General features: G+C 63.8%; 12 protein-coding genes. 5 read left to right on the forward strand and 7 right to left on the reverse strand.

What is annotated here, in order from left to right; all coding sequences use genetic code 11:
* Positions 1-57: 57 nt before the first annotated feature.
* Positions 58-1,272: a YeeE/YedE family protein gene (locus ACIQUF_RS05495; protein ID WP_403129265.1), complete on the reverse strand. Its 1,215-nt coding sequence runs from the start codon at positions 1,270-1,272 to the stop codon at positions 58-60.
* A gap of 132 nt (positions 1,273-1,404) precedes the next feature.
* On the opposite strand from ACIQUF_RS05495, the gene ACIQUF_RS05500 reads away from it, so the two are divergent.
* Positions 1,405-2,313, forward strand: coding sequence for a LysR family transcriptional regulator (locus tag ACIQUF_RS05500; protein WP_403129268.1), 909 nt, complete (start codon positions 1,405-1,407; stop codon positions 2,311-2,313).
* Here ACIQUF_RS05500 and ACIQUF_RS05505 read toward each other — a convergent pair whose 3' ends face one another.
* The 4 genes from ACIQUF_RS05505 to ACIQUF_RS05520 all read right to left on the reverse strand — a co-directional run bounded on the left by ACIQUF_RS05505 (position 2,314) and on the right by ACIQUF_RS05520 (position 5,340).
* Complete coding sequence (locus tag ACIQUF_RS05505) at positions 2,314-2,832, reverse strand: DMT family transporter (protein ID WP_403129270.1); 519 nt, start codon at positions 2,830-2,832, stop codon at positions 2,314-2,316.
* A 136-nt stretch (positions 2,833-2,968) separates the two neighbouring features.
* The gene (locus ACIQUF_RS05510) at positions 2,969-3,547 is read right to left on the reverse strand and encodes a hypothetical protein (RefSeq protein WP_403129272.1); all 579 of its coding nucleotides are present in this window, start codon (positions 3,545-3,547) and stop codon (positions 2,969-2,971) included.
* A gap of 75 nt (positions 3,548-3,622) precedes the next feature.
* Positions 3,623-4,915, reverse strand: coding sequence for a PQQ-dependent sugar dehydrogenase (locus tag ACIQUF_RS05515; protein WP_403129274.1), 1,293 nt, complete (start codon positions 4,913-4,915; stop codon positions 3,623-3,625).
* Positions 4,912-5,340, reverse strand: a complete 429-nt coding sequence (locus ACIQUF_RS05520; protein WP_403129276.1) for a DUF2231 domain-containing protein — start codon at positions 5,338-5,340, stop codon at positions 4,912-4,914. The genes ACIQUF_RS05515 and ACIQUF_RS05520 overlap by 4 nt, the downstream gene beginning before the upstream one ends.
* 174 nt (positions 5,341-5,514) lie before the next feature.
* On the opposite strand from ACIQUF_RS05520, the gene ACIQUF_RS05525 reads away from it, so the two are divergent.
* A complete protein-coding gene (locus ACIQUF_RS05525; protein WP_400803122.1) occupies positions 5,515-5,814 on the forward strand; it encodes a hypothetical protein in 300 nt (99 codons plus the stop codon).
* A gap of 131 nt (positions 5,815-5,945) precedes the next feature.
* Here the strand turns inward: ACIQUF_RS05525 and ACIQUF_RS05530 are convergent, their stop codons facing one another.
* Together ACIQUF_RS05530 and ACIQUF_RS05535 are read right to left on the reverse strand one after the other, a co-directional pair.
* On the reverse strand, positions 5,946-6,758 hold the full coding sequence (locus tag ACIQUF_RS05530) for a class I SAM-dependent methyltransferase (protein ID WP_403129278.1): 813 nt from the start codon (positions 6,756-6,758) through the stop codon (positions 5,946-5,948).
* A gap of 212 nt (positions 6,759-6,970) precedes the next feature.
* Positions 6,971-9,157, reverse strand: a complete 2,187-nt coding sequence (locus ACIQUF_RS05535; RefSeq protein ID WP_403129280.1) for an OsmC domain/YcaO domain-containing protein — start codon at positions 9,155-9,157, stop codon at positions 6,971-6,973.
* A gap of 246 nt (positions 9,158-9,403) precedes the next feature.
* On the opposite strand from ACIQUF_RS05535, the gene ACIQUF_RS05540 reads away from it, so the two are divergent.
* The 3 genes from ACIQUF_RS05540 to ACIQUF_RS05550 are packed head-to-tail and all read left to right on the forward strand — an operon-like array spanning position 9,404 to position 13,473.
* Entirely contained in the window at positions 9,404-9,859 is a 456-nt protein-coding gene (locus tag ACIQUF_RS05540) for a (2Fe-2S)-binding protein (protein WP_346614344.1), read from the forward strand.
* Positions 9,859-12,108 carry a molybdopterin cofactor-binding domain-containing protein gene (locus tag ACIQUF_RS05545; protein ID WP_403129283.1) on the forward strand — a complete coding sequence of 750 codons (2,250 nt, stop codon included), beginning with the start codon at positions 9,859-9,861 and terminating at the stop codon, positions 12,106-12,108. The genes ACIQUF_RS05540 and ACIQUF_RS05545 overlap by 1 nt, the downstream gene beginning before the upstream one ends.
* 18 nt (positions 12,109-12,126) lie before the next feature.
* A complete protein-coding gene (locus ACIQUF_RS05550) occupies positions 12,127-13,473 on the forward strand; it encodes a c-type cytochrome (protein WP_403129285.1) in 1,347 nt (448 codons plus the stop codon).
* Positions 13,474-13,476: the final 3 nt, after the last annotated feature.

Below are 13,476 nucleotides of genomic sequence, written 5' to 3' on the forward strand. Positions count from 1 at the left end.
ATTGCGTGGTGAGTCGACGGTCAAGAAGTAATCATAAGCCACTGTTTTTACAGAGTTTTAGCAACCGGTCAACGCCACCGGCCGGCGCTCACCTGCGAAGAACAACGGGCGCAGGCGCACGCCGATCAGGTTGCCGGTATAGGCCGCGATCAGCCACAGCCAGCCGTGTACGCTTCCCGAGGCGATGCCGCTGAAGTAGGCGCCGATGTTGCAGCCATAGGCCAGGCGCGAGCCGTAACCCAACAGCAAACCACCAATGACCGCGGCGATCAGCGACGGCAGCGGGATTCTCAGGCTTGGCGCAAAACGCCCTGCCAGGCCCGCCGCCAGCAGCGCACCGAGCACGATGCCCAGGTCCATCACTGTGGTGACGTCCTGCCACAGCGGCGCGGCCAGCGCCTTGGCATTCGCGGGTGCCTGCCAGAACACCCAGCTGCCGACGTCTACTCCAAAGCTGGAGAGGGTCTTGGCACCCCAAAGTGCAAAGGCCGAGGTGATGCCCCAAGGGCGACCGGCCAGGGCCAGGGTGGCGTAGTTCAGCAAGGCCAAGGCAATCGCGCCCCACAGCAGCGGCCATGGGCCACGCAGGAAACGGCGCAGGCCCTGATCTTCACTGCTCACCGGGGCCTCCAGGGCGCCGTGGCGGCGCTTTTCCAGCACCACGGTGGCCCAGGCGATCAACGCGAACACGGCCACGCTCACCAGCAACGCCGGGGCCACTCCCCAGGCTTGGACAATCGAAGTCGCGGGGAATGACGGCAAGGCAAACCACCAGTCGGCGTGGTGCGTGGCGGTTACCGAGCCGATGATGAAAAACAGCAGAGTCACCAGCATCCGCGCATTGCCACCGCCCACGGTGAACAGCGTGCCCGAGGCACAGCCGCCGCCCAGCTGCATGCCGATGCCGAAGATGAAGGCGCCGAACACCACCGACACACCCGCCGGGGCCACCAGACCGGTCACCGGGTTGCCGAACAAGCTGCCGGCTGAAAGCGCCGGGAAGAACAGCAGCACGGCCAGGGTCAGCATGACCATCTGCGCGCGCAGGCCGGCGCCTCGGCGTTCGTTGATGAAGACTCGCCAGGCCGAGGTGAACCCGAAGGCGGCGTGGTACAGCGTCAACCCCAGTGCGGCGCCAACGATCAGCAGCAGTACCTGCTTGAAGCCGGCGTTGAGGTTGAGGAACCAGGCGCCTGCCAGCAGCAGGGTCAGGGCGATCACGGGGGCGCCCAGACGGCGTGGTTCGGGTGTGGCGGTTGTGGAAAGACCCATTGGAATGCTCGGATTACAGTAAAACGGGCGGCGATTATAGCGCCGTAGGCCATTCAATGGCTGCCCGCGAACAGGTCGGTACATCTGTTAGGCTGATAGACAGCCCATCAAGCCACCCAGGCCATTCGCCCCATGGATGAACTGCGCAAGATCGACCTCAACCTGCTGCTGGCCCTCCACGCCCTGCTGAGTGAAAAGCATGTGACCCGTGCAGCCCTACGCCTGCACCGCAGCCAGCCGGCGGTGAGCCATGCTCTGGCGCAATTGCGCACATACTTCAACGACCCCTTGCTGATTCGCCAGAACGGGCAGATGGCCCTGAGCGCACGCGCCGAGTCCCTGATCAAACCCCTGCAGGATGCCCTGGGTAGCCTCAACAGTCTGCTGGCCGCCCCCTCTTTCGAGCCTGCCCTGGCGCAGCGCCGTTTCCGCCTGTCGTTGTCCGACTACTCCTCGCGGATCATCCTGCCGCCGTTGGTTCGCCACCTGCGCCAGACGGCTCCCGGCGTCGACCTGGCCATCAGCCAGGCCAGCCGCGAGGCGATGATGGCGCAGCTGCTCGATGGTGAGCTCGACCTGGCCCTGGGCATCTTCCCCGAGCTGCCTCCAGACATCACGGCCCAGACCTTGTTCGAGGACACCTTCGTCAGCATCGCCGACCGCCAGGTACTGCCGCCCAAAGGCGGACTAATGCTGGACGATTGGCTGATGCGCCCGCATGTGCTCATGGCCATGCGCCCGGATGCCCATGACGAGATCGAACGCGCGCTGGCCGCGCAGGGCTTGCGGCGACGTATTGCACTGGCGCTGCCGCACTGGAGCGCCGCCGTGGAGGTGCTCGGCGGCACCGACCTGATCCTCACAGTGGCCAAACGCGCAGTGGGCCCGATGGGGCAACACAAGACGCTGCGACAATTCACACCGCCGTTGGCGATACCTTCCCTGGCTTATCAACAGGCCTGGCACGCGAGAAAAGACAGCGACCCCGGTCATCGCTGGCTGCGCGAGACGGTCTGGGCCTGCTGCCAACCCGGGCAGTGATCAGCCTTCCGGCTGTTTGACGACAGTTGCCTGAGCAGCAGCCGGACTTGCTGCCCAGGTACTCTGGACCAGAAATACGCCTGCCAGGATCAGGACAACGCCAGCAATCCTCGGCAGACTCACCGGCTTGCTGGTCACGCCCATCAGCCCGAAGTGATCGACGACTACCGACGTCAGAATCTGCCCTGCCACCACCAGTACCAGAAAACCCGCAGTGCCAAGTTTGGGCGTCAACGCCGCGGCAGCCGCCACGTACAAGGCGCCCAGCACCCCGCCGACCCACAGCCACCAGGGGCCTTGCACCGCCTTGCCCAGATCGGGCATGGGTACCCGCAGGATCAGCAGGGCCGCAATGACCACCACAGAGCTGATCGTCAGCGATGTGAAGGCACCCCATAACCAGTGCCCAAGCGTGCGGCCCACTGCCGCGTTGCTGGCGGCCTGATAGGGCAGCACCATCCCGGCCACAAGCGCCAGTACCAGAGGAAGAAAACCGATAAACAGAGCCTTGTTAGGCATGAAGATACTCATTTGCGGACGTGGTGAACCTATGATCTACAAATTCACGTGAACTATGGAAATCGAAACCTTGCACCCTGATCATTCGCCATATGGATACTGAACGGCCCCTTCATTGCGAAGGGGCCGGTACGACTCACCGCGAGGTCTCGATCCGCAGCACTTCGGTGTAGATCGCATCAACCGTCTGGTCGACCTTCAAGTTCTTCATGCGCGCCTGCAGTTCAGGGTCCTCGACCTTGACCACCTTCAGCTTGCCTTCCGGTGGCAACAAGCTCACCTCATGGTTTTTCAGGTCGATCTTCTTGATCTGCGATGTGACCCTGACCTGGCGGAACGCCTCGCCGCCCGGGTTGGGGTTGTCCTTGGTGGCGCGGATGGTGCCGGACTCTTCGCTGGCCTTCGGCGCCCCACCCACATTGGTGTTGAGCACATAAGCCACAGCACGCGTCACGTAGATGTCGACTTTGTCACCCACCTTGAGGTTGGGCAGTGCCTTGGCTTTTTCCGTGAGCTGGAAGGTTACATCCTTCTCGTGCGGCCCTTTCACCGTAACCCGGCGATTAGCCTGGTCGATGGCCGTGACCTGAGTGGTGACATGGCTTTCCAGCGCTTCGCTGGCAATCGGTATATCGGCAGCTTGCACCGCGAAACTGGCGGTGCCGACGAGCGTAGCAAGCGCAACGGCGCGAGCGAGTGTACCAAGAGCATTCATAGGCCTGCTTCCCTGTGATCAAGACCGGACTGGCGCGTGAACGGTTCACGCGCCGCCCTTTCACCATAGCTGGAGTTACTGATTGCGCGTGACCCGCCACACGGTATTGGCCAGGTCATCGGCGATGATCAACGCCCCCTTCGGATCCACCGTCACCCCGACCGGCCGCCCGCGAGTCTTGCCATCATTACCCCGGAAGCCCGTGGCAAAATCGATCGGCTCACCGGCAGGCTTGCCGTTGCTGAACGGCACGAAGATCACCTTGTAGCCCACCGGGTTCGGCCGGTTCCAGCTGCCGTGCTCGCCCACGAACACGCCGTCGGCGAACCGCTCGCCCATGGCGGGGAGGGAGAAATCCACACCCAGCGCGGCGACGTGCGAGCCGAGGCTGTAATCCGGCTTGATCGCGGCAGCCACCTTGTCCGGGTTCTGCGGTTTCACTCGCTCATCGACGTTTTGCCCCCAGTAGCTGAACGGCCAGCCATAGAAGCCACCTTCGCGCACCGAAGTGAGGTAGTCCGGCACCAGGTCCGGGCCCAGTTCATCGCGTTCGTTGACCACCGTCCATAGCTGCCCACTACCAGGCTGAATGGCCAGCGCGGTCGGGTTGCGCAGGCCAGTGGCATAAGGCTTGTGCGCACCGCTGGCGGCATCGATCTGCCAGACCATCGCCCGGTCGACCTCCGCCTCCATGCCTCGCTCGGTGATGTTGCTGTTAGAGCCGATGCCCACATACAGGTAGCGGCCATCCGGGCTGATGGTCAGGGCCTTGGTCCAGTGGTGGTTGATCTCGCTTGGCAGGTCGGTGACCTTGGTCGGCGGCCCCCCGGCTTTGGTCTGGCCGTCCTGATAATCGAAACGCACCAGCGCATCCTGGTTGGCCACGTACAGCTTGCCATCGGCAAAGGCCAGGCCGTAGGGCGCGTTGAGGTTTTCGGCGAACACCGTCTGCACCTCGTAGGTGCCATCGCCGTCGGCGTCACGCAGCAGGGTCAGGCGGTTGCCGCCCTTGACCTGGGTGTTGCCCTTGGCCTTGATCTGGCTGGCGATGACGTCCTTGGGCTTGAGTTTGGCGGCACTGCCACCCCGGCCTTCGGCCACCAGAATGTCGCCGTTGGGCAATACCAGGCTCTGACGCGGGATTTTCAGGTCGGTGGCGATGGCGGTAATGCTGTAGCCCTCCGGCACCGTCGGTTTCTGCTCGCCCCACTGCGCCGGTTGGGCAATCTTCATGCTCGGCAGCAGGCCCCGCTCCGGGGCGGGTAGTTTCGGGTCAGGGCCAAGCGCCTGAGTGGCCTCGCCGTCACCGCCACACGCGCTCAACAACAGCGCCACGCTCAATACGGGCAATGCCTGCAATGGCTTCATGCCTCACCTCCCGAACGCAGATTGCTCATCCCCAGCCAGGCCGCCACGCAGGCCAGCACCGTCACCACCAGCGACAGCACCAGGCCAGCCGGCATCACTGCCCAGGCGTCCTTGGCATGCTCGAACGCATTGACCAGGCCCAGTACCCAGGTCACCAGCAGCAACAGGAAATACAACGTCGGCCTCCCGCCCTTGCGCTCGGCGCGGATCAGGTTTGCCAGGGCGAACAACAGTGCCAGGCCGCAGAACAGCAACCCGCCCGCAATCAGCCAGGCGGCGAAGTTGCTCCACTGGATCTGGTAGCTCTTGAAGTAGGCAATGTCGCTCAGCAAGGCGCCGAGAAACAGCGGAACCGTGCCGGCCAGCAGAATCGCATGCAGCGGGCTGGGCCTGCATCGGTAGAGGGTTTGCTCAGTAGCGGTCACGGCGCCTCCTTATCAGTCAGTGACCTGGAACTGATGACCTGGCGTGGATGCCCGGTCCATCAGGCGTGCGCGGGGTGCGCAATGCAAGTGATCACGATGTCGTCCGATAAGTTCACCGCTTGGCTTGATTGACCTATCCTGAAAGCATTAATCCACCGCTGCAGAGGCAATTGCATGAGCGCTAACTCCGTACGGCCCTACGCGTTCTGGGCTGCCCATGCCCTGCTGGCCCTCAGCCTGGCGGTGAACGCGGGGTGTTCGAGCAAGAGCAGCAAGGCGCGCTACTACGCAGCGGCACCTGGCTCGAATTGCTTCGCCAAGGCCGTGCCCAGCTTGGGCGAAGGGGGCCTGGCGTGGGGCAATACGTTGAGCATTGCCCGGCAGAAGTCGATGAACAATTGCATCCGCTATGCAGGGCGGTCTGGCGGGACACCGAACACTTGCCAGGTAGTCATGGCCAAGTGCAAGAACTAGTCACTGACTTGTCTGTCCCGGCCTCTTCGCGGGGCAAGCCCGCTCCCACAGGTTCACTACCGTTCTTCAGTTAGTGTTATGCCTCTGGGAGCGGGCTCGTCCCGCGAAGAGGCCGGCAAGGTCAATGCAAGTCAGCGTTTCATGATCACCACTTCCAGATACTCGCTAGGCACTACCAGCGACGATTGACCTCCTTGATTGTTCTCGTTCAGCAAGGCCGTCAGGTCACTTTCCAGCGCTGCAGCAGCCTCCGCCGGCAATGCCGCGAATGCTTTGTGAACCGGCCCGTACCAGGTGCGGAACACCTCGATGAAGTGCGCCGCCGAGCGATAACGGAAGTTGAAGTGCTGGCGGCTGACATCCATGGCGCCGATGGCGCCCTCGAACATCGCCCGCAGTTGTTCCTCATCGCCCCAGCGCGACGGTGGCAACGCGCCGGCGGGTGGTGGCACATGCCGGCCCAGGGTCTTGAACATCTGCCCGACGAAGCCCTGGGGCGTCCAGTTTGCCAAGCCCACCCTGCCACCGGAACGGCAGACGCGCGCCAACTCCCGGGCGGCCTGCGCCTGGTCGGGCGCGAACATCACGCCAAAGGTCGAGACAACCGCATCGAAGCTGCCGTCGCGAAACGGCAAGTCCTCTGCATCGGCCACCTGAAAATCGACATTGAGGTGTTCGGCACGAGCGCGCTCTTCACCGCGTTTGAGCAGTTCGGGCACATAGTCGGTAGAGGTGACCCGGCAACCGCGCCGGGCCGCAGCCAGGGTGGCATTGCCGTTGCCCGCCGCTACATCCAGTACCTGCTCGTCCCAACGCAGGTCGCAGGCTTCGGCGAGCCGTTCGCCCACCAGCTGCAGGGTAGTGCCGATCACCGCGTAATCACCACTGGCCCACGCAGCCTGCTGGCGGGCTTTCAAGGCATTGGTATCGAAAGGAGTGCTCATTGGTCTGCGCCTTCTCGTTCTGCGCGCGGCCGAGGTCCTTCTGGCGGTTATCGCGCCGTGGGTTGGATAGTTTTGAGCGGGATATAGCTAAGCGCCGGGCAATGCACTCGGCAAGCGATACGGAATGGATGGCAATACGGATTGGCGATAGGGCGAATGCTGTTCAGCTATATGGTTGTGACAAGGGGCGCCTGGCGCCCCTTGAAAACCTATCAGATTGCCTTGGCCCGCGCGGCATGCAGCTTCTTGTAGCTCTCGATCAGGCGCAGGTGACGATCCAACCCTTCAAGCTTCATGCTGGTCGGCGTCAGCCCGTGGAAACGCACACTGCCGTCCACCGAGCCCAACACCGCGTCCATACGCGGGTTGCCGAACATGCGGCGGAAGTTGGCTTCGTAGTCTTCCATCTCCAGCTCATCGTCCAGCACCACTTCCAGCACCACGTTCAGCGCCTGGTAGAACAAGCCCCGGTCGACGGTGTTGTCGTTGAACTGCAGGAACGCTTCGACCAGCTCCTTGGCATCTTCGAACTTCTTCAACGCCAGGCAGATCAGCAGCTTCAGCTCAAGAATGGTCAGCTGGCCCCACACCGTGTTGTCGTCGAACTCGACACCGATCAGCGTGGTGATGGTGGTGTAGTCATCCACCTCGCACTTTTCCAGGCGTCGGCGCAGCGCGCGCAGGGCGCGGTCGTCGAGGCTGTGCAGGTTGAGGATGTCGGCACGGAAGCCCAGGGCGCGGTTGGTGTTGTCCCAGATCAGGTCCTCGACCGGGTAGATCTCCGAGTAACCCGGTACCAGGATTCGGCAGGCGTTGGCTCCGAGGTTGTCGTACACGGCCATGTACACCTCTTTGCCCAGGTCTTCGAGGATACCGAACAAGGTGGCGGCTTCCTGGACGTTGGAATCTTCGCCGTGGCCGGAGAAGTCCCACTCGACGAACTCGAAGTCGGGCTTGGCACCGAAGAAGCGCCATGACACCACGCCGCTGGAATCGATGAAGTGCTCGACGAAGTTGTTCGGCTCGGTCAGCGCATGGCTTTCGAAGGTCGGCTGCGGCAGGTCGTTGAGGCCCTCGAAGCTGCGGCCCTGCAGCAGTTCGGTGAGGCTGCGCTCCAGCGCCACTTCGAAGCTTGGGTGCGCGCCGAACGAAGCGAACACACCGCCGGTGCGCGGGTTCATCAAGGTCACGCACATCACCGGGAATTCGCCGCCCAGCGAGGCGTCCTTGACCAGCACCGGGAAGCCCTGCTCTTCCAGCCCCTGGATACCGGCGACGATACCTGGGTACTTGGCCAGCACCGCCTGCGGCACGTCCGGCAGGCAAAGCTCGCCTTCGAGGATTTCGCGCTTGACGGCCCGTTCGAAGATTTCCGACAGGCACTGCACCTGCGCTTCAGCCAGGGTGTTACCGGCGCTCATGCCATTGCTGAGGAACAGGTTTTCGATCAGGTTGGACGGGAAGTACACCACCTTCTCATCCGACTGGCGCACGAACGGCAGCGAGCAGATGCCGCGCTCGGTGTTGCCGGAGTTGGTGTCGTACAGGTGCGAGCCACGCAGCTCGCCGTCCGGGTTGTAGATTTCCAGGCAGTGTTCGTCGAGGATCTCGGCCGGTAGCTCGTCCTTCGGACCTGGCTTGAACCACTGCTCGTTGGGGTAGTGCACGAACGGCGCATTGGCGATGTCCTCGCCCCAGAACTGGTCGTTGTAGAAGAAGTTGCAGTTCAATCGCTCGATGAACTCACCCAGCGCCGAGGCCAGCGCGGCCTCCTTGGTCGAGCCCTTGCCGTTGGTGAAGCACATCGGCGACTGCGCATCGCGCACGTGCAGCGACCACACGTTCGGCACGATATTGCGCCACGAGGCGATCTCGATCTTCATGCCGAGCCCGGCGAGCAGGCTGGACATGTTGGCGATGGTCTGCTCCAGCGGCAGGTCCTTACCAGCGATGTAGGTGGTGGTGTCGGCCACCGGCATGAGCAGGCCCTGGGCATCGGCGTCGAGGTTTTCCACCTCCTCGATGATGAACTCGGGGCCGGTCTGCACGACTTTCTTGACCGTGCAACGGTCGATGGAGCGCAGGATGCCCTGGCGGTCCTTGTCGGAGATGTCCTCCGGCAGCTCGACCTGGATCTTGAAGATCTGGTTGTAGCGGTTTTCCGGGTCGACGATGTTGTTCTGCGACAGGCGAATGTTCTCGGTGGGGATATCGCGGGTCTGGCAGTACAGTTTGACGAAATAGGCGGCGCACAGGGCCGACGAGGCAAGGAAATAGTCGAACGGCCCCGGCGCCGAGCCATCACCCTTGTAGCGGATCGGCTGGTCGGCGATCACCGTGAAGTCGTCGAATTTGGCTTCTAGACGGAGGTTGTCGAGAAAGTTGACCTTGATTTCCATGCGGGGGTACCAGAAAGCGTGCGGAACGAATGGCGGGCATTATCCGGCTTTTTTGCCGGAAAGTCTTGGGGGCAGCACCCTGCCCCGCGCAATTGCGCATTTCACCGGATTGCTTGCCTGATCCTCTGAACTTGCAGCCCCTGCCAGACCGGCGGTCACAGCGCTGTGCTAGCGTTTCTGGATTGGGGAACAACGTATTCCTCACCAGACCGTAAACGATGACAACCGATGATCAGCAGGTGAGCCATGGAACTTCGAATCAACCAGAAGACCTACCAGGTCGAGGCCGACGCCGACACGCCGCTTTTGTGGGTGATCCGCGACGACCTGGGCCTGACCGGCACCAAGTATGGCTGCGGCCTGGCCCAGTGCGGCGCCTGCTCGGTGCTGGTGGACGGCAATGTGGTACGCGCCTGCGTCACGCCAGTGGCCGGGGTGGTCGGGCGTGAAGTGACCACCATCGAAGCCATAGAGGCCGATGACGTGGGCAAGCGCGTGGTGGCGGCGTGGGTCGAACACCAGGTCGCGCAATGCGGCTATTGCCAGTCCGGCCAGGTGATGGCGGCCACCGCGCTGCTCAAGCACACCCCGCAACCCAGCGATGCGCAGATCGACGCGGCAATGGTCAACCTGTGCCGCTGCGGCACCTACAACGCCATCCACGCCGCCGTGCATGAGCTTGCCCAAGGGGAGAAGGCCTGATGAACACGCCTGTCGAAATCCCTGCAGCCCTGCTCGACCTGCCAGCGGGCGAAACGGTCAACCTGTCGCGTCGGCGCTTTCTCGCCGGCACCGCCGTAGGTGCTCTGGTACTCGGTTTCGGCCTGCCGCTGGGCGCCGGTCGGGTGCAGGCAGCTGTGGCTGCCACTGTGGAACGCGGCACACAGGTTCCTGCTTTTCTGGAAATCCGCCCTGACAGCACGGTGCGCCTGCTGTGCCCCTTCATGGAAGGCGGCCAAGGCACCTACACCGCCATGGCGCAGATCGTCGGTGAAGAACTGGACGTCGACCCGGCCACTTTCGTGGTCGACAGCGCCCCGCCTGGCGAAGCCTATGTGGTGATGGACAATGGCATGCGCATCACCGGCGGCAGCATGTCGGTGCGCACCAGCTACCCGACCATGCGCCGCCTCGGCGGGCTAGCCCGGGCCATGCTGCTGCAGGCGGCCGCCGAGCAATGGGGGGTGCCGGTGGGTGAACTGTCCACCGAGCCTGGCAAAGTGCTGCATGCCGCCTCCGGCCGTTCACTGGCCTATGGCGAGCTGGCCGAACGGGCCATGGACCTGCCGGTGCCGGACCCGGCCAGCATCAAGTTGCGCGACCCCAGCCAGTTCCGCTGGATCGGCAAGCCGGTACGCCGCGTCGATGCCTACGACAAATCCACCGGCAAGGCGCTGTACACCATCGACATCAAGGTCGACGACATGCTCCATGCCGCCGTGCAGCACGCGCCACGCCTGGGCATGACCGTCGGCGGCCTGCGCAACGAAGCCCAGGTCAAGGCGATGAAAGGCGTGCATTCGGTGCATCAGTTGCCGGGCGCCGTCGCGGTGGTGGCCGAGCGCTGGTGGCACGCCAAACGCGCTGTGGAAGCCATCCAGGTGGACTGGCAAGAACCCGGTGCCGACAGCAAGGTGCGGCCGATGCCGGCCTACTTCTCCAGTGATGCCTGGCGCGACCATCTGGCTGCCCAGCAGGGCCCGGCCCGCGACGAGGAAAACGAGGGCGACATCGCTGGCGCCCTGGCCAACGCCAAGACCAAGGTCGAGGCCACCTATCAAAACCAATACCTCAACCACGCCCAACTTGAGCCACCGTCAGCCATCGCGCGGTTCAACCCGGACGGTTCGCTGGAGGTTTGGCTGCCCAATCAGGCACCGGACATGTTCCGCGACGACATTGCCAAGCGCACCGGCCTGGCCCCGGCGCAGATCACGCTGCATTCACCGCTGCTGGGCGGCTTCTTTGGCCGTCACTTCCTGTATGACTCGGCCAACCCTTACCCGCAGGCCATTTTGCTGGCCAAAGCGGTTGGCCGGCCGGTCAAGCTGATCTGGAGCCGCGAGGAAGAATTTCTGCGCGATGTACTGCGGCCCGTGGCCGTGGTCAAGTTCCGCGCCGGGCTCGATGCCGACGGCCTGCCCGTGGCCATCGAAGCGGTCAGCGCCACCGAAGGCCCGACCGAAGCTTTGGCTGGCAAGCAAGGCGAGAAAATCGACCCGACCGCGCTTGAGGGGCTGTCGGGCAAGTCATACGCCATCGCCAACAAACGCATCGCGCAGATCTACGTCAAAGGCCCGGCCATGCTCGGTTACTGGCGTTCGGTGGGCAACTCGCTGAACGACTTCTTCTATGAATCGTTCCTGGATGAACTGGCCGACAAGGGTGGCAAGGACCCCTTTGAACTGCGCCTGCACCTGCTGCGCGACAACCCGCGGCTGACCACGCTGCTGCAGGCGGTCGGCGAGCTGTCCGGCGGCTGGAAACGCGGGCCGTTTACCGCCGAAGACGGCAGCAAACGGGCGCGCGGCGTGGCGATGGCTTCGCCATTCGGTTCTGAAGCGGCGGTGATCGCCGAGGTGTCGCTTGAGGGTGGCCAAGTCAAGGTGCACGACATCTGGCAGGCGATCGACCCCGGCAGCATCGTCAACCCGGCGATCATTGAAGCGCAGGTCAACGGTGCCGTGGCATTGGGTCTGTCGCAGACGCTGATCGAAGAAGCGGTGTTCATCGATGGTAAACCGCGCGCGCGCAACTACGACCTGTACCCGATCCTGCCGGCCTCGCGCATGGCCCGGGTGCATGTGCGCATCGTTGAAAGCGGCGCGAAGATGGGCGGCATCGGTGAGCCGCCTCTGCCGGCAGTGGCGCCGGCCGTGGCCAACGCGGTAGCGCAGCTCACGGGCCAGCGCGTGCGCAGCCTGCCATTGAGCCGCCATACCTTCAGCTGACCAGACAAGGACTGCCCCATGACCCAGCGTCGCTTCGCAAGAACCGCAACCTGGCTGGCGCTGCCGTGCCTGGTCGCGGTAGGCCTGTTGGCCTGGTATGTCACCCGCGAGCCCGCCTCGCCGTTCGTTACTGAACAAAACAGCAGTTTCGACCCGGCGCTGGTCAGCCGTGGCGAGTATGTGGCCAGGCTCAGCGATTGCGTGGCCTGCCACAGCCTGCCCGACGGCAAGCCCTTTGCCGGCGGGCTGGAAATGGCCACGCCACTGGGCGCGATCCACGCCACCAACGTGACCCCGGACCCTGCGACCGGCATCGGCACCTACAGCCTCGCCGACTTCGACCGCGCGGTGCGCCATGGCGTCGCGCCGGGTGGCCGGCGCCTGTACCCGGCCATGCCCTACCCGTCGTACGCCAAGCTCAGCGATGACGATGTGCGGGCGCTGTATGCCTTCTTCATGAAGGGTGTACAGCCTGCGCAACAGGCGAATATCCCCAGCGACATTCCCTGGCCGCTGAACATGCGTTGGCCGATTGCCCTGTGGAACGGCCTGTTCTCGGCTGACACGCCTTACGCGACCAAGCCAGAGCAGGACGCGCTGTGGAACCGCGGCGCCTACATCGTCCAGGGCCCTGGGCACTGTGGCAGCTGCCATACCCCGCGCGGGCTGGCGTTCAATGAAAAAGCCCTGGATGAAGCGGGTAAACCCTTCCTGGCCGGTGCGCTGCTCGATGGCTGGTACGCACCCAGCCTGCGCAACGACCACAACACCGGCCTGGGCCGCTGGAGCGAAGCCGAGATCGTCCAGTTCCTCAAGACCGGGCGCAACCAGCATGCGGTGGTCTATGGCTCGATGACCGAGGCGTTCAACAACTCTACGCAGTTCATGGGCGATGACGACCTGGCGGCGATTGCCCGCTATCTCAAAACATTGCCGGGCGACCCACAACGCGACGGCGCACCCTGGCAGTATCAAACCGTATCGGCCGCCGAACGCCTGAACACCCCCGGCGCCCACACCTACGTAACGCGCTGCGCCACGTGCCACGGCCTGGACGGCAAAGGCCAGGCCGAGTGGATGCCGCCGCTGGCGGGGGCAACTTCGTCGCTGGCCAAGGAGAATGCCTCGGCGATCAACATCACCCTCAACGGCTCGCAACGGATCGTCGCCGCTGGCGTACCGGATGCCTATCGCATGCCGGCCTTCCGTGAGCAGTTGTCGGACCAGGAGATTGCCGAGGTGCTGAGTTTCGTCCGCAGCACCTGGGGCAATCACGGCGGCGCGGTGGATGCGCAGGCCGTCGGCAAGCTGCGCGAGCATACCGACCCGGCCAGCAGCAGCCCGATCATTTTGCATATGCGATAAGGA

The organism is Pseudomonas sp. NPDC090233 (assembly GCF_044772285.1).
Taxonomy (GTDB): Bacteria; Pseudomonadota; Gammaproteobacteria; order Pseudomonadales; family Pseudomonadaceae; genus Aquipseudomonas.